Annotated in this window: 15 protein-coding genes; 4 read left to right on the top strand and 11 right to left on the bottom strand. The window is 58.9% G+C overall.

The features are described 5' to 3' along the window. Positions 1–9: 9 nt before the first annotated feature. The 3 genes from I8E17_RS34425 to I8E17_RS34435 all read right to left on the bottom strand — a co-directional run bounded on the left by I8E17_RS34425 (position 10) and on the right by I8E17_RS34435 (position 1,913). Entirely contained in the window at positions 10–765 is a 756-nt protein-coding gene (locus I8E17_RS34425; RefSeq protein ID WP_160872181.1) for an NADH dehydrogenase ubiquinone Fe-S protein 4, read from the bottom strand. Between the two features lie 71 nt (positions 766–836). Further along, on the bottom strand, positions 837–1,346 hold the full coding sequence (locus tag I8E17_RS34430; RefSeq protein WP_160872180.1) for an Hsp20/alpha crystallin family protein: 510 nt from the start codon (positions 1,344–1,346) through the stop codon (positions 837–839). 93 nt (positions 1,347–1,439) lie between these two features. Next, positions 1,440–1,913, bottom strand: a complete 474-nt coding sequence (locus I8E17_RS34435) for an Hsp20 family protein (protein ID WP_160872179.1) — start codon at positions 1,911–1,913, stop codon at positions 1,440–1,442. Between the two features lie 228 nt (positions 1,914–2,141). Here I8E17_RS34435 and I8E17_RS34440 point away from each other — a divergent pair, with 228 nt between their 5' ends. Further along, the gene (locus I8E17_RS34440) at positions 2,142–2,363 is read left to right on the top strand and encodes a hypothetical protein (protein ID WP_160872178.1); all 222 of its coding nucleotides are present in this window, start codon (positions 2,142–2,144) and stop codon (positions 2,361–2,363) included. Positions 2,364–2,404: 41 nt separating this feature from the next. Here the strand turns inward: I8E17_RS34440 and I8E17_RS34445 are convergent, their stop codons facing one another. From I8E17_RS34445 to groES, 5 genes are all read right to left on the bottom strand, one after another. Further along, positions 2,405–4,615: an amylo-alpha-1,6-glucosidase gene (locus I8E17_RS34445; RefSeq protein WP_160872177.1), complete on the bottom strand. Its 2,211-nt coding sequence runs from the start codon at positions 4,613–4,615 to the stop codon at positions 2,405–2,407. Between the two features lie 13 nt (positions 4,616–4,628). Further along, entirely contained in the window at positions 4,629–5,723 is a 1,095-nt protein-coding gene (locus I8E17_RS34450; protein ID WP_160872176.1) for a glycosyltransferase family 4 protein, read from the bottom strand. Between the two features lie 89 nt (positions 5,724–5,812). Next, the gene (locus I8E17_RS34455; RefSeq protein ID WP_160872175.1) at positions 5,813–6,235 is read right to left on the bottom strand and encodes a hypothetical protein; all 423 of its coding nucleotides are present in this window, start codon (positions 6,233–6,235) and stop codon (positions 5,813–5,815) included. A gap of 97 nt (positions 6,236–6,332) precedes the next feature. Continuing rightward, complete coding sequence (gene groL / locus I8E17_RS34460; protein ID WP_160872174.1) at positions 6,333–7,961, bottom strand: chaperonin GroEL; 1,629 nt, start codon at positions 7,959–7,961, stop codon at positions 6,333–6,335. 55 nt (positions 7,962–8,016) lie between these two features. Next, positions 8,017–8,331, bottom strand: coding sequence for a co-chaperone GroES (groES, locus tag I8E17_RS34465; protein ID WP_160872173.1), 315 nt, complete (start codon positions 8,329–8,331; stop codon positions 8,017–8,019). 282 nt (positions 8,332–8,613) lie between these two features. Here groES and I8E17_RS34470 point away from each other — a divergent pair, with 282 nt between their 5' ends. Further along, a complete protein-coding gene (locus I8E17_RS34470; protein WP_085421486.1) occupies positions 8,614–8,886 on the top strand; it encodes an usg protein in 273 nt (90 codons plus the stop codon). Positions 8,887–9,060: 174 nt separating this feature from the next. On the opposite strand, the gene I8E17_RS34475 is transcribed toward I8E17_RS34470, so the two are convergent. From I8E17_RS34475 to I8E17_RS34485, 3 genes are read right to left on the bottom strand one after another with little or no spacing between them, the layout of a single operon-like run. Further along, a complete protein-coding gene (locus tag I8E17_RS34475) occupies positions 9,061–9,333 on the bottom strand; it encodes a hypothetical protein (protein WP_160872172.1) in 273 nt (90 codons plus the stop codon). Further along, positions 9,330–10,151, bottom strand: a complete 822-nt coding sequence (locus I8E17_RS34480; protein WP_160872171.1) for a DUF429 domain-containing protein — start codon at positions 10,149–10,151, stop codon at positions 9,330–9,332. Before I8E17_RS34480 ends, I8E17_RS34475 begins: the two co-directional genes overlap by 4 nt. 16 nt (positions 10,152–10,167) lie before the next feature. Beyond that, complete coding sequence (locus I8E17_RS34485; RefSeq protein ID WP_219511860.1) at positions 10,168–11,139, bottom strand: 3'-5' exonuclease; 972 nt, start codon at positions 11,137–11,139, stop codon at positions 10,168–10,170. A 204-nt stretch (positions 11,140–11,343) separates the two neighbouring features. On the opposite strand from I8E17_RS34485, the gene I8E17_RS34490 reads away from it, so the two are divergent. Beyond that, positions 11,344–12,732 carry a hypothetical protein gene (locus tag I8E17_RS34490; RefSeq protein WP_219511862.1) on the top strand — a complete coding sequence of 463 codons (1,389 nt, stop codon included), beginning with the start codon at positions 11,344–11,346 and terminating at the stop codon, positions 12,730–12,732. A 25-nt stretch (positions 12,733–12,757) separates the two neighbouring features. After that, on the top strand, positions 12,758–15,493 hold the full coding sequence (locus I8E17_RS34495; RefSeq protein ID WP_085421469.1) for a UvrD-helicase domain-containing protein: 2,736 nt from the start codon (positions 12,758–12,760) through the stop codon (positions 15,491–15,493). Positions 15,494–15,529: the final 36 nt, after the last annotated feature.

The raw sequence follows: 15,529 nt of genomic DNA on the forward strand, positions 1-15,529 counted from the left end.
GGCTGCACCTCACGCGGCGTTTCGATCGATCGTGACATGGGAATTCCAACGCTCGGCATCACGTTCGAGCGCGAGCAGTGCCTGCTCGACCTCGTCGAGGCGCGATGGTCGTTTGTTTTCCGGCATGCCCTCGTTGGTTGCCTGGTCGACCAGGTACTCGGTCCAGGCCCAGTTCATCAGGATGGAGCGTTTGGCCTGAAGCGACAGCGTCCTGTCGCTGACAACATCCATCGGTGAGGACCAGCTTTCCGGTCCGGACGGATCATTGCGGGTTGCCGCGCCGTCGAGCGCCTGATCATAGCTGTCCTGAAGTGCCGAAAGGCCGAGCCGTTCCAGCGTCGTGTCGGAGAAGGCATGAGACGACCGCTTCGGTCGCTGGACCAGCGGTTGCCTGGTCCGTCTGGCCGGCTTGGTCGCCCGCCTCTGCACGACGTAGCTCAGGCCCTGCCGCTCGGCGTAGCGAATGGCAGATTGAAGGGTGAGAAATTCCAGCTCGACCTGCGTGAGCGTATCGTGGCCGCCTGTATACCCCATCAAAGGCTCGATGAAGGGTGCGCTGCGACGCTCGAAGACGAGCCGCCATCCCTTGGTTCGCGCGGTCCCTGACGTCGTCACTGAGCGAGATGGTTTAAAGATGCGCGCAACGGCATCCTCGGGAAATAATGACCGCCCAAAAGAGAGCCGGCCGCGCAGGTTGTCGTTCGAAGCGCGGGAAGCGAAAGTCGGCGTTGTGATTTCGTGGTGTGTCTCTCTTGAAGTCTCCATTGTTCATCCCTCCCTGTTGGCGAAGGACACTGGCGACCGCCAAAGGCCAGCCGCCAGGTAGATCGGATCGATCAGCTCTTGATGGCGATGCGCTTGACCTGCGACTGCGCCTTCTCGGTCTTGGGCAGGATCACTGTCAGCACGCCATTCTTGAAATGCGCGTCGACCTTGTCTTCCGCGATCTCAACGCCGAGCGGGATGCGGCGCTCGAAGCGGCCATAGTATCGCTCGGTGAACTGGCGGTCCTTGTCTTCGGTCTCGGAGCGCTTCTCGCCCTTCAGCGTCAGGATACCGTCGTTGAGCAGGACCTCGATATCCTTCTCTTCAAGGCCGGGCACCTCTGCGGTTACCTTGATCTCCTTGTCGGTATCGGAGATTTCGACGCTCGGCCAGCCGGCGCTGAATGCGGAGCCGTTGCCGAAGGACGGCAGGCCCGAACCGAAGCCGCGGAAGACGTCATCGAACAGACGGTTCACCTCGCGATGCAGCGACAGGAACGGATCACGGTCGTCATCGCGCAGGAGACTCGGAACCTGGTTGCCATTGTTGCGGCCCCAGGGAATCAGATCACGAACACTCATGTTTTCTCCTTTCTGTTGGATCAGTTGGCAAAGCTTCCCTGTTGACGCCGGGCATCGCCCGGTGCCTTGCGCGCGTGTTGCGTTCAGAAAGGCTTAAGCCGCCTGCTTGTCGGCCTCGATCTGTTTCGTCTCGGCCTTCGGCAGAGCCATGTCGGTCGAAATCTTGATCTGGCGCGGCTTCATCGCTTCCGGGATTTCGCGCTTGAGATCGATGGTCAGCAGACCGTTGACGAGGCCGGCGCCGACGACCTTGACGTGGTCGGCGAGCTCGAACCGGCGCTGGAAAGTGCGGCCGGCGATGCCGCGATGCAGATATTGGACGTCTTCACCATTTGCCTTCTGGCCCGCGACGAAGAGCATGTTCTGCTCCTGGGTGATCGTCAGCTCGTCCTGCGAGAAGCCCGCCACCGCCATCGCAATGCGGTACTCGTCCTCGCCGGTCTTGACGATGTCATACGGGGGCCAGTTGTCGATCGTCTCGATCCGGCTTGCAGCCTCGAGCGCATTCAACATCCGGTCGAAACCGATGCTCGACCGGAACAGGGGAGAAAAATCGAGGTTTGTCATGCCATATCCTCCTTGTGAGCAACATGGATACAAGGAGACGCCAAGAGCACATGGCGCCTCCTGGACTTGTCGATCCCCATTGGGCAATCGAACAATATTGATATAATCCAGTCGGTTGCGAGTTCAAGAGGGGTGAAATCGCCCGGCATAAAAAAATTGATTTTTCCGTTTCCGTCACCAGATTCGGGGAAGGCCAGATATGAATAAGTCCACAAAGGAGCAATGGATATGACAATGACTTCCGACGATGTCATCACCATCCTTGGCCCTGTCGACGAAACTCTCGTGGCCGATGTCATCGCGACGGGCGCAACGCAGGCTGAACTCTCCGAGGCATTCGCGTGGGTCAACAATGACGAAGCCTTGATAGGTGAAGGACGTCCTTTGCCGAGCGGCAGGGTTGCCACCCTGGTCGGCCTGCTGGTTTCGGACGAAGATGAGCCGGAATAGGCAAGGCGGGTAACCATGCCGCCTTGCAGATGCATCCTCGCCTATGCCGTCGTCAGCACCCGGATATCGCCGCGGCGGTCGATAACGTCAACCACGACATGCCGGCCGGATCGGCGGATGGCGACATCGGCCGAGCCATTGCCGATCTGCAGGCGCCGCAGGATCACCTCGTCGAGGAAGGAAGGCAATTGCGGCTCATTGAAGCTGATGTGCAGGGCAATCGGATCGAAGTCGAGGCCCAGGCAGGATTGCAGCAGGAGAAGTGGCGCTGCGGCTGCCCATGCCTGAGGAGAGCATGCAACCGGATAGAAGGTCGGCCCCTGTGCGCGCTGGCGCGGCAGACCGCAGAAGAGTTCCGGAAGCCGGCGCAGGTCGATATACGTCGAGGCCGCAAACAGGCCCTCGAAGATCCGCGCCGCTTCAGCGCGATAGCCATAGCGGGCAAGTCCGCTGGCGATCAGGGCATTGTCGTGCGGCCAGATCGAGCCGTTGTGGTAGCTCATGGGATTATAGCGCGCCTCGGTGGAGGGAACGGTGCGAATGCCCCAGCCGCAGAAGGACGAGGCACTCATCAGCGTGGGGGTAACCTGCGCGGCTCGTTCAGGATAAGCGATGCCGGTAAACAGCGCATGGCCGGCGTTGGAGGAGCGGACGCGACAGGGGCGCTTGTCCCCATCCAGAGCCAGGACATACGTGACGAGGTCCTCGTCAAAGAAGCTGGTATCAAAAGCTTGGCGCAGCCCTTCCGCTCGTGCAAGAAACTTTGCCGCCCGTTCCGGCCGGCGAAGCCGCCGGAAGATCTCCGCCGCCGCCTGCCAGGCGCCGTAGACATAGGCCTGGACCTCGACGATGGCGATCGGCCCCTTCGCCAATGTGCCGTCCGCGTGGAAGACGGAGTCGTGGCTGTCCTTCCAGGCCTGGTTGATCAGGCCTTCTTCCGTCAGCCGCCCATATTCGACGAAGCCATCGCCATCGCGGTCGCCATGCTCGTCGATCCAGGTGAGAGCGGCCTCGATATGGGGCAGAAGGCGCTCCGTGGTGACAAGGTCCCCGGTCCGTTTGAGATACTCGCCGGCCAGCATCACGAAAAGCGGCGTCGAATCGATACTGCCGTAATAGCGGCGGAAAGGCACCTCACCAAGTTCGGCCATTTCGCCATAGCGCACCTCGTGCAAAATCTTGCCGGGCTCGGCGTCAGCGGCCGGATCGACCTCCGTAGCCTGGTTTGCCGCGAGATGCCCAAGAACGCCGCGGGCGATCTGCGGATCGAGCCAGAGTGTCTCCAGCGCGGTGATCAACGCATCGCGGCCAAAGACTGTGCTGAACCAGGGAATGCCGGCATAGGGATATGGCCCTTCCGGCTTGTCGGTCATCAGCATGTAAAGGTCGGAGACGCTGCGCCGCGCGACCTCGTTGAAGATCTCGTTGGACGTGGCGATCGCTGCCGCCCGCGAGGACGAGGCACGCAAGGCGCGGCGGGCATCCCGCAAGGCCAGGAAAAAGGAACGGTGGCTCGGTCGACCCGCGGGGATCTGGTCGCAAGCAACCTCGATGAACAGCGATCTGGTTTCGTGCGGCGCCAGATGGAGATCATAAATGACATGGCCGCTCCCGAGCTCATTCGGCTGTGGATCGAAGGAAAGCCGGGTGGTTCGCTTTCGATCGTCCAAGCCGATATAAGAGAGAAGGACACCGTTCTGCTCTACGACGGCGGGAAGATGCCGCCCCCTCCTGGCTCTCGCGGTTCCCCGCACTTCGAAAAGATCTGCGAAATCCGACGCGAACTCGACCCCGATGCGCACGTGGCGCGGCTGCTCGTCATAGTTCCTCACGCTCAATCGCTCATAACAATGTGCATTCCAGAGGAAGCGGGATCTGCGCAGATGGATCAGGTCATGCTCCAGAACGAGCTTTCCCTTGTCATCGAAGAGATCGGGATTGGTGAGATCGCAAGTCAATGTCGCGTTGTCGTCGCGCAGCGTCGATGACAACAACATCGGCCGCTTGCTGTTGATCGTCAGATAGAGATGCGAGAGGTAGCGCGTATCACGGTGGAACAGGCCCTCCGGGCTGCCGGGCCCGGAAAGCGCATCACCATTGTGATCGAAAACGGCGAAGGTGTCGCCATGCTTCAGGGTGCGCGGCCGTCGCTCCTGGAGCGAGGCGGCCGCCGGGATGAAGAATTGTGCCACCGGGGCGGCTGGCTCTACCGATGCGACGGATGGCCCGCTATCCACAGAAGCGATCGACATGCCACTGTCCCTCCTATGCCACGACCTGGAGATCCAGGTCCTGCCCATTGGCGCGGCGTAGCGGGGCCGCCTTGGTGCGAACGCCCGGGAGGTTCCGATAGATGTCGAGATAATCTCGCGCCATCCGTTCCGCGCTGAAGCGCTTCTCGAAGGTCGCACGAACTTTCTTTCGATCCATCCTGAGTGCCCATTCGACGTTCTCGGCCGCTTCCGTCACGCTGTCGACCAGAATTCCGGAAACGCCGTTGTCGATCACCTCCGGCACGGAGCCGTAGCGGAAGGCGATGACCGGCGTACCGCAAGCCATGGCCTCGATCATCACCAATCCGAACGGCTCTGGCCAATCGATCGGAAAGAGCAGCGCGCCGGCATTGCCGAGGAAAGCCGCCTTCTGATGTTCATTGATTTCGCCGATGAATTCGACATTCTGATGGCTCTTCACCATCGGCTCGATCACCGTTTCCCAGTAAGCCTTGTCTGCGTTGTCGATCTTGGCTGCAATCTTCAGGGGCAGGCCAACCTTCGTCGCGATCTCAATGGCGCGATCAGGCCGTTTCTCCGGCGATATCCGTCCGAGGAAGGCGAGGTAGCTGCCTTTAGGCTTTGCCGTGAAGGGAAGGAGATCGGCCGGCAGACCATGATAAACCGTTCCGGACCAGTTGACTGGCGGCATCGGGCGGCGCTGATCGTTGGAGATCGAGACCAGCGGAATATCGGGGAAAGCCTTGTAGAAGGGCTTGAGGTCCGGCAGGTCAAGGCGCCCATGCAGCGTCGTGACGGTGCGGTCTGCGAAATCCCGGATCAGCGGAAAATGCAGGAGATCGATGTGGAAGTGCAGCACATCGAATTCGTGCGCCCGCCGGCGGATCTCCTCCAGCATCACGACCTGATGCGGCAGATGGTCTCTGACGGCCGGGTTGAGCCGTAGCGCAACGTCCGAGCACGCCACTAACCTGGCGCTGGTGACGGAATCGCCGCTCGCAAAAAGCGTGACGTCATGGCCCAGGGCGACAAGTTCTTCGGTGAGATAGGAAACAATGCGCTCGGTTCCCCCATAAAGCTTGGGCGGAACGCTTTCGGCGAGCGGTGCGATCTGAGCGATCTTCATCGGCAAAACCTCCTCAGTTGAGCAAAGAGTCGTCGGTAAAAATCAGGTCCGCATCCTCAAAGAGGCACGCGGCAGGTCAGATGGAACGGCTAGATCTCGAATGGCCGGCGGCGGCGGTCTCCTTTCCGGTAGCTGCACAGGCCCAGACCGCCAAGCCGGCGTGCGTCCAGCCTGCGGCGATTGGCTCCGTAGACATTGAAGGTAGGAGACGAGCTTTGTTTTCCACTTTGCTCATCGTCCTTGTCCAATGCCTTCAGCGCTTCAATGATTTCGTCATAGGAGACCGCTTTGTCTGTTCCGGGATAAAGACGGAGGGCCGGGATGGACTCGATCGCGAAGATATCGGACGCCCAGGAAGCAAGTATCGCCCGCTTCTCTTCCTTGCCGATGCCATCGGCGGCAAGCACGTCACGCGGGTGGTCGAAATGTTTGGCCGGATGAAGCAGATGCGCGGCGCTGATCGCTGCCGTTGCTTCTTCCGGTATCGATTTGCTGATGTTCTCCTTTCTCATAGCTTGGCTCCATTGATCCCGGCCGATGAAACTGGTCCGAGGAATTGTTTGAAGGGGGGCCTGCCCCCGAGGGCAGGGCAGGCCCGTATCGATCAGCTTAGAAGTCCATGCCGGCGCCGGCGGGCATGGCCGGAGCGGCTTCCTTTTTGGGCTTCTCGGCGATCATGGCTTCCGTCGTCACCAGAAGACCGGCGACGGAGGCCGCATCCTGGAGCGCGGTACGGACGACCTTGGCCGGATCGATGACGCCCTGAGCATAAAGGTCGCCGTATTCGCCGGTCTGGGCATTCCAGCCATAGGAGAAGTCAGCTTTCTCGCGCAGCTTGCCGACGATGACGGAGCCTTCGGCGCCGGCGTTCTCGGCGATCTGGCGGACCGGAGCCTCGATCGCACGGCGAACGATCTCGATACCGACTTTCTGGTCCTGGTTGGCGGCGTCGAGATTGTCGAGCGCCTTGACGGCACGCAGCAGCGCGACGCCGCCGCCCGGCAGGATGCCTTCCTCCACGGCTGCACGGGTGGCATGCAGCGCATCATCGACGCGATCTTTCTTCTCCTTCACTTCGACTTCCGTCGAGCCGCCGACGCGGATGACGGCAACGCCGCCGGCAAGCTTGGCGAGGCGTTCCTGCAGCTTCTCGCGGTCGTAATCGGATGTGGTTTCCTCGATCTGGGCGCGGATCTGTGCGACGCGGCCGTCGATTTCCGCCTTGGAGCCGACGCCGTCGATGATGGTGGTGTTTTCCTTCTCGATCGCCACCTTCTTTGCCCGGCCGAGCATGTTGAGGGTGACATTCTCCAGCTTGATGCCGAGGTCTTCGGAGATCACCGTGCCGCCGGTCAGGATGGCGATATCTTCGAGCATCGCCTTGCGGCGGTCGCCGAAGCCCGGAGCCTTGACGGCAGCGATCTTGAGGCCGCCCCGCAGCTTGTTGACCACCAGTGTCGCAAGCGCTTCGCCTTCGACGTCTTCAGCGATGATGAGCAGCGGCTTGCCGGATTGGACGACAGCCTCAAGGACCGGGAGCATCGCCTGCAGGTTCGACAGCTTCTTCTCGTGGATCAGGATATAGGGATCTTCCAGTTCGACCCGCATCTTGTCCTGGTTGGTGACGAAGTAGGGCGAGAGATAGCCGCGGTCGAACTGCATGCCCTCGACCACTTCGAGTTCGGTCTCGGCGGTCTTGGCTTCCTCGACGGTGATGACGCCTTCGTTACCGACCTTCTCCATCGCCTCGGCGAGATAGCGGCCGATTTCGGAATCGCCATTGGCAGAGATGGTGCCGACCTGAGCGATCTCGGAATTGCTGGTGATCTTGCGGGCGTTGGTCTTCAGCTCCCTGACGACAGCATCAACGGCGAGATCGATGCCGCGCTTCAGGTCCATCGGATTCATGCCCGACGCCACCGCCTTGGCGCCTTCCTTGACGATTGCCTGGGCAAGCACGGTCGCGGTAGTCGTGCCGTCGCCCGCAAGATCGTTGGTCTTCGACGCCACTTCGCGCAGCATCTGGGCGCCCATGTTCTCGAACTTGTCTTCCAGTTCGATTTCCTTGGCGACAGAAACGCCGTCCTTGGTGATGCGAGGGGCGCCGAAGGACTTGTCGATGACGACATTGCGGCCCTTGGGTCCGAGCGTGACCTTCACGGCATTGGCGAGCACATCGACTCCACGCAGCATGCGTTCACGGGCATCGGTGTGAAACTTGACTTCTTTCGCTGCCATTTCTCTAACTCCTCAATAGGCAGCTATCTGACTGATGGTTTCGTGGTGCAAAGGCTCACGCAGCCTTTTTCTGCTCGGCCTGGGCTTCGATGATGCCCATGACATCGCTTTCCTTCATGATCAGCAGATCCTCGCCGTTGATCTTGATCTCGGTGCCGGACCATTTGCCGAACAGGATGCGATCGCCGGCCTTGACGTCGAGCGGCTGGATCTGGCCGGCCTCGTTGCGCGCGCCGGGACCGACGGCGATGACCTCGCCTTCCTGCGGCTTTTCCTTGGCGGTGTCGGGAATGATGATGCCGCCCTTGGTCTTCTCTTGGGATTCAACCCGGCGGACGAGAATGCGATCATGAAGCGGTCGGAACGACATGTTTTCCTCCAATGGACAAACAATGATGACGTTGTTCCCCCTGGCCGGACCGGATGACCAGTCCGGGCGGGTGCAAAACCTCGGTCGAGCTTTTTGCGCGAAATGATCTGGTTTTGCGATTTTTCGATTTCAAGAGGGCGAAATAAAAAAATTAGCACTCGAATGAAAGGGCTGCTAACACGCTGGAAAGGAACGATAAACAGCGCATTCGCGTTCAAAAATCCGTTGATGGCCGCAAAATTTTCCGCCACCTTCACAGTGTCATGAAAACGGAGATGAAGCATGCGATTTTCATCGGATCTGGAACGTCAGCTCAACGGCTACGGTCTTACCACCGCTCACATCCTTTACCGCATTCCCGATTTTGAATCCGTGCTGCAGACCTATGTCTGGCAGGACTACGACCTGGCGCCCGATTTTCCTGAGATGCACAAGTTCCTGGATTACTGGCAGACCACCCTCGATGGTCCCCTGCATTCCGTGCGCTATACCCATCAGCGTCTGATCGGACCCAACGAATGGCGCCGTGTCGAAGGCGAGTTCAAGCTCCACTGAGGTCTTGAAACTGGATTTTTATGCTCCTAGCTCTTTCGCGGCCGAGGCTTGATGAGCTCGGTGGTCGGTCAGTAAAGATCTTGAAAGGAATCGAACCAACGCCCTATCTGTTACATTCGCCACACGGCTGAAAATACTCGATGATTTACTGACCGCGAAGTGCCATGCGCGTGTTCAGCGGCGATCAATGTTTTCCTGATCGGCAATCGCCTTGACGACCTCTAAGTCCATTGCGGCACGCGGCTCAATTCGGGCAACCTCGCTGGCGACCTTGGCCCAATGCCAGTATTCGCTGGCATGACCTTGCGCCCGGCTTCGCGCTGCTCTTCGTTGCGCCTCGTAATAGGCATTGACTGGATCCGCAACGGCAAGCCGCCTGGCGTCCTCCTGCCAACGGCGGCGGATCACCCGGCGATATTCGATCCACTGCCTCAGAAATCCGATCATGCCCGGCCCCGCCGCGATGACAAAAGTTTAGATTGAGGAATCCAGATCGCCGAGGTGTCATCGCCGAACGGTATAGCGGTTCCTTCGTAGACACATATTCCAATCCAGGCGCAAATGACGGCATCAAGCATGTCTTCAAACGCCTTCAGCTGCCATGCCGGAGCCTCGGGGGAAGGCAGCAGCAAAACGTTAGAAGCGCCTGTTATTTCCTGGTCCAATCCGTCGATGATGGACTGCCAAGTTTCGAAGAGTTTGATGCGCCGGCCGGCGGGAGTTTCCGATGGCCAGTAATTGCGGGCCTTGCCCTGCTTGTAAGGCAGCCGCCTTTCGGCGCACATCAGTTCGACCAGAGCCGGATGCGGGTAGACTTCCAAAAGGCCCGGCACGCCAACTTCTTTCGTCAGTAGGCGATATCCGCAGCGCTCGAAGCCGCCCCTCAGATCGTCACTGATCTTTCCCGGTCTGATCGCACTCGGCGTGTGCGTGCTACAATGACGGGCGCCATAGGCTGCAGAAACCAGATTGTCCGAAACACGCCGCGCGGTGATTGGCCCAAGAGACAGGGGCATATCTACGGCAACAAGATCGACAGGAGCCTGAGCTGTTTCCTCTGCAGCAGCAAGGAGAGCGGCGGGTTCTGCGACGGAACCAAAAGGGCGTGAATTCGAGATCGGGCTTTCGTTGCCGTGATCCAAAAGGTGACGATAGGAAGATCCGGCAAAGATCAGGCGCCAATTACCAGCCGTGGAGGAAACCAGCGCGACACCGCTCGGCTGGCTCGTGGTCCACGCCGCATCAATACCCAGAATGGTCGTCATTGCTTTCCCCGACCATTCAATTGGCCCTGAAGCGATCGAATGCCGTCAGGTATTTGACCGGCGGATCGGCATCCCATCGATAGATTTCCGTGCGAAGGAAGTGCATCTCCCCCTTTAATGTCTCCTCGGGAAGTTCAATCCACCAGGATTTCGGACGGCCGTCCGATCCGTCAGACCAGCGGTATCCGCGCGCCTTGAGATGGTCCTTCATGTCGAAGGGACTGTTTTCCGCATAGATGCGAACCCGCGACCGCTGGCTGGCCTGATAAAGTTCGGCGAATGGCGCGGTGACCATGCTCGGTCGCACCTGCCCGAGCACTTCCAGCAGAGCAAAACAATCGTCGACCGCACGATGACCATCATGAAAATATCCGGACTGGCCGATTAGGTAGCCGAGCTTACTGCCCTCGAAGCCGCGCGCGGACCAGCCAATCTCCGAAACGGAACAGGCCCAGGCCTTATGCACGAAGACCGGCGAGAATGCTTCGCAGAACGGGCGGTCGAAACCTGCATTGTGGGCAATGATCAGATCGGCGGGCTCGATCAGGGCATTCAACAGGACAGTATCGATGGCCTGATCCGCAACCATGTCGTCAGTAATCCCGGTCAGGCGGGAGATGTCCGCCGGGATGGCGATTGCCGGCTGCCGCAGTCCGCCATAGACACCAGTGACGTCGCCGAGTTCTCCAGCATCATTGAAGGTGAAGGCGATCACGCCGATTTCGATGATTTCATCTGTGCGGTAGTTGAGGCCGGTCGTTTCGGTATCGAGGATGATGCCGCGACGCGGAAAACCCGGATGTGGATATTTTACGATTGGACGCGGCTGAAGCTTTCGCAATATGCGGTAGTTGCCGGTGGTTTCCAGATGATGTGCCATGGCTTCGTCATCAATGCCTAATGCGTCCTTCGCGATGACCTGCGGCCGGGCAACTCGCTCCTTGGTTACGGGAACAGGAGCTGCAAAGAAGTCGAGTTGCGAAGTCATTCCATTCCAATCGATTGCAGCGTCTTCGAACGCACAATACGTATTGGCGCCGGTACGAGCAACGCCCTTCCCCGCTCCAGTTCGCCTGGGGCCATCCGGCTATAGGGATTTCGAACAATCGCTCTTTCGGGCAAGGAATGACTTTAGGATTAGGCCTCGAAATCGTAGGATGCCCACATTGATTTGATGACTTTGAGAGCAGTCATGAACGAGCGGAAACCCCAGCCAAACCGGGAACATCACTTTTACGTCTCAATCGCCAAATTCCTGTTCCACCACTCTCAGCATGGCATTGTTACTGTACGCGATCCCATAAGGCTGGCGAATGCGGCACAACGTGGACTGCATCCTATCATGCTCTACGGCGTCACCGTCGCCGGTCTGCCGATCCGCTGGCTGACATTCTCGCCGGTGGACCAGCCTAAATCATTGTGCGGCGTACTGCTGACCGCCTGGAAGAACGCAAAGGGATTGCGCGGCCTACCAGATGTTCTTCGTATGAATCGCTACGTGGCACAGGCAGATCCGGGGCTGGCAGAGGATCTGGCCCAGATCGGCGTCCGCCTTGAGATTGCTGACGCCAAGGATAAGACAGTTCCTGCATCTCTGCGATCAGCCCAAGATGCTTCTGCGTGGCTATTGAAGAAATACGATCCGGCAGACATGTCGCTGGCCGAATCCGTCGAAGCTCTTTGTCACGATGCACGCGAGGACCACGACTGGAGAGCGGATCGCCGGCCTCTTAGGCTCAGCAATCGAAAGCTGGAGGACAGCATCCATCAATGGCTGGACTTGCCTATGCGCGAACCAACGTCTGTTCTCCTCGAAGACCGGGGCTGGCAAGCAGGTCTATGGTTGTCATCCTGGGAGACATCGCTCCCGCCGGATCAGCCCCGTTATTTTCATCATGACGGTATGAGCCGCAGAACGTGGTTGCTTCTAGGAGAGGACCCGTCAGAGGATACCGATGATGATGATGACGAATTCCCGACCTACGAAGAACACGACAATACGCCTGAAATCGCCAAGCATCTGGTAGCTTGCTGGCCCAATCCGCCGAAAGACATCGCGGCCGCGGCCGGAATCACCCTACGTCAGCTTCGTTGGTTTACCACGGAACGGGCCAGCCTCGACGGATCCGCCCGATACGACCTGACACGCCTCCTGGGTATCGAGTACGACGAGCGCATGGGCGGTTACACGCCTGCAGGACCTTATGTTCTGATCGCCAGGAAAGCCCAGGCGATCGAAGCGATCTATCAGGAGATTTCCGGGGGCGGTGATGCCTGTCCCTGCGAACTCGTTCCGGCGCAGGGACAGGCCGACCCCAGTTGGAGGTACGTCTTGATCAGTGCACATAGCACACCGCCGACCATTGTCATGGCGCCTCGCGGCGAGGCGATCACGGAACGCCTTCCAGACCTGCTGATGAACTACGAGGGTATCCGGTCGGTTTCGCCAGCCTTTTATCGCGACGTGGTCACCACCTGCGCCCGGGCTTGTCAAACGCCCCAGGCCAATGTCCGTGAGATGGCGGCATTCGCGAGACGATATGAGCAGCATTGGATCGATTGTGCATGGCTTCCAGGCTGAACTTTCTGGTAGCAACGAAAATCTGATGTCTGATCGTGTTCGAACGTACCGGCCTGGTTTCTTTGCGCGCCTTATTCCCCAAGGGAAATGGAAGGTGACGTTACGCCCATCGTTGCCGGCGACCATACAAATTAAACTGAACGGCGCTGACACTCTCTCTTGCCTGGACATTCTAGCCATTTCCGTCGGCAAGTCGCTGCTCTGGCATTCGGTCGAAGTCCGGTCGCGCAATCAGATCTATACCCTGCCCTGTCTTGGAGAAGAGGCCGCAACCAGACTGGCGGCCGATCTTTACAGTTTCATCAACAGCCATCTTTTCGAACTGATCTGCTCCGACCCCGAGCGTCTGACCGAAGTGGATCAAAAATTGTTGGCCATCGTGGAGGGCCAACGCCAATATCTCGCACATGCCGATCTGGCGCGGGCTATTGCCAGTGTGGATAGCGAAGCCGCAGCAGCGCTCTCGCACCCTCTGTTCGATCCGGAATTGATGCCGGCCGCCTTGAAAGGGGCGCTTCCGCGATCGCTCTCCTTCATTACCGATCCGGACGTGCGCACCAGATACAACGACACGTTCGTTTCCAGCGAACTGTCGAGATACAGATCCTTCTTCGACGACCTGGACGGCCGGTCGTTGTCCGAACAGCAACGCGAGGCTTGCATACGATTGGAGGACAACAATCTTCTCGTTGCATCGGCCGGCTCGGGCAAGTCCGCCACCACGGTCGGCAAGGTCGCCTATGTCCTCGACAAGCAGCTCTACCGCCCTGAAGAGATTCTCGTGCTCGCTTTCAACAAGAGCGCAGCCGACGAGCTGAAGGAACGGATAGCCCGGCAGCTTGCAGTCGACACCGCAAATCTCCAATGCAAAGTGACCACGTTTCATGCGCTCGGTCGCGGCATTATCGAAGAGGTCGAAGGCCGCCCACCCCAGTTGGCAGACTGGGTGGAACATCCTGCGGGCGAAGCCAGGATCATCGAACAGATCATTGACGAGTTGCTGCGGTCGGACGTGGAATTTGCCAGACTCTGGATCAATCTCCTTCTCCTTCATCCCAAGGCCGATATTCCGGCGGAGGTGTTCGATACCAGATCCGACTACGATCGCTACCTCTCTGCGCGTCGACGCAATGGCAATGCGACCATCTGCACGATGGCCGGCGTGTATGTGAAATCGCTGCAGGAACAGACAATCGTGAACTGGCTCTGGCTGAACTCCGTCGAGTTCGAGTATGAGCGCCAGATCCCAATCGAAGAAGAGAACGGCGAGATCCGGCAGGTTCATCCGGACTTCCATTACCCTGCCAGCAACACCATCCATGAGCATCTGGCCATCAATGCTGACGGTTCCTCCCCGTTCGAAAACTACGTCGCCCATGCCGAACACAAGATGGCCGGCTACCGCAAGGCCGGGATGGACGTGTTCCAGACGACGTCGGCACAAGCGCGCGATGGATCGCTGATTCCAGTCCTTGAAGCCGAGATCACAAAACGAGGCATTCCGTGCGAGCAAAAGAGCTACACGGCAATCGTCAAGGCTCTCGAGCCAGTCGTCATCAAGCACTATCACAAGCTGATTGCGGTTTGTATCAAGCACATCCGCGCCAGCCATCTGACCCTCGACATGCTGCTCGAGCGTGCCAAATCGCTCCATGACCGGACTCGTGCCAGGGAATTTGCGCAGGCGATCTGGAAAATCACGGAATCCTATTCCCGGAAGCTGGAAGAAACCAACCGCATCGATTTCGACTCGATGATCGCCAACGCCACACGTCTCGTGGAGACGGGGACGTATCGGAGCCCCTACTCCCTGATCCTCGTCGATGAGTTCCAGGATATCTCGGAGCCGCGCGCGAACCTGATCAAGGCGCTGAAACATCAAAAACCGTTCACCAAGATCTTTGCCGTCGGCGACGACTGGCAGTCGATCTATCGCTTTGCCGGATCGGACATCACCATCTTCACGCAGTTCGAGGCGAATTTTGGCGCAAGCTGGCAAGGCCGTCTGGAGCAGACGTACCGTTGTAATCAGCTGATCGCCGAGACCGCCGCCGGCTTCGTGCAGAGAAATTCCGCGCAGCTAAAGAAGTCGGTGCGGTCGACACGGCCGGCCATTCCACGATCGATCCGGGTCATTCCGATCAGCGGTGAAGGGAGCAGGCCGGATTTTGGCAAGGCGTGTCATCAGTTATTGCAGCGGCTCAATTCGTTCCTGGGCGGGATTTCGGGGCAATGGCGGAGCGGTGGACGCGAAAAGCTCAAGGTGATGGTGCTGTGGCGCTATAATCAGCTCGATCCGTTCAGACGTGCTCCGCCAAAATTCGAGCATATCGAGGTTTCGGGGACGTCGTTCCATCGCGCCAAGGGGCTTGAGGCCGACTACACGATCCTGCTCGATGTCAGCGAAGGCGACTACGGAGTGCCGAGCCGGATTGAGGACGATGAATTGCTCAATCTCGTCATGCCCCAGCCTGAAACCTTCGAGTTTGCCGAAGAGCGTCGCCTTTTCTATGTCGCATTGACTCGCGCGAGCCGCGGCGTGTTCTTGCTTACGAATAGCCGCCAGCCTTCCAGATATATCCGGGAACTCTCGGAGATCGCCGTCGAAAACCTGCGTTTCGAAACCATTGATGGTGACGCGCTACCTCAATGTCCGGCATGCCGCGTGGGTCATCTGGTGGAGCGGAAGGGTCGTAACAACAGCCGGTTTCTGGGATGCAATCAGTATCCAGATTGTGACCACACGCGGTTGCGTGCATAAAAGCTGAAATGTCAAACTTGCCAGAAAATCTACTCT

This window comes from Rhizobium sp. AB2/73, from assembly GCF_020871915.1.
GTDB lineage: Bacteria > Pseudomonadota > Alphaproteobacteria > Rhizobiales > Rhizobiaceae > Rhizobium > Rhizobium dioscoreae.

What these genes read in the sequence shown, in the direction of transcription:
- I8E17_RS34450 (WP_160872176.1), bottom strand. Translation starts at nt 5,723, where the DNA reads ATGAAGATCGCTCAGATCGCACCGCTCGCCGAAAGCGTTCCGCCCAAG.
- I8E17_RS34430 (WP_160872180.1), bottom strand. Translation starts at nt 1,346, where the DNA reads ATGAGTGTTCGTGATCTGATTCCCTGGGGCCGCAACAATGGCAACCAG.
- I8E17_RS34485 (WP_219511860.1), bottom strand. Translation starts at nt 11,139, where the DNA reads ATGACTTCGCAACTCGACTTCTTTGCAGCTCCTGTTCCCGTAACCAAG.
- I8E17_RS34495 (WP_085421469.1), top strand. Translation starts at nt 12,758, where the DNA reads ATGTCTGATCGTGTTCGAACGTACCGGCCTGGTTTCTTTGCGCGCCTT.
- I8E17_RS34445 (WP_160872177.1), bottom strand. Translation starts at nt 4,615, where the DNA reads ATGTCGATCGCTTCTGTGGATAGCGGGCCATCCGTCGCATCGGTAGAG.
- I8E17_RS34440 (WP_160872178.1), top strand. Translation starts at nt 2,142, where the DNA reads ATGACAATGACTTCCGACGATGTCATCACCATCCTTGGCCCTGTCGAC.
- I8E17_RS34455 (WP_160872175.1), bottom strand. Translation starts at nt 6,235, where the DNA reads ATGAGAAAGGAGAACATCAGCAAATCGATACCGGAAGAAGCAACGGCA.
- groL (WP_160872174.1), bottom strand. Translation starts at nt 7,961, where the DNA reads ATGGCAGCGAAAGAAGTCAAGTTTCACACCGATGCCCGTGAACGCATG.
- I8E17_RS34435 (WP_160872179.1), bottom strand. Translation starts at nt 1,913, where the DNA reads ATGACAAACCTCGATTTTTCTCCCCTGTTCCGGTCGAGCATCGGTTTC.
- I8E17_RS34470 (WP_085421486.1), top strand. Translation starts at nt 8,614, where the DNA reads ATGCGATTTTCATCGGATCTGGAACGTCAGCTCAACGGCTACGGTCTT.
- I8E17_RS34475 (WP_160872172.1), bottom strand. Translation starts at nt 9,333, where the DNA reads ATGATCGGATTTCTGAGGCAGTGGATCGAATATCGCCGGGTGATCCGC.
- I8E17_RS34480 (WP_160872171.1), bottom strand. Translation starts at nt 10,151, where the DNA reads ATGACGACCATTCTGGGTATTGATGCGGCGTGGACCACGAGCCAGCCG.
- groES (WP_160872173.1), bottom strand. Translation starts at nt 8,331, where the DNA reads ATGTCGTTCCGACCGCTTCATGATCGCATTCTCGTCCGCCGGGTTGAA.
- I8E17_RS34490 (WP_219511862.1), top strand. Translation starts at nt 11,344, where the DNA reads ATGAACGAGCGGAAACCCCAGCCAAACCGGGAACATCACTTTTACGTC.
- I8E17_RS34425 (WP_160872181.1), bottom strand. Translation starts at nt 765, where the DNA reads ATGGAGACTTCAAGAGAGACACACCACGAAATCACAACGCCGACTTTC.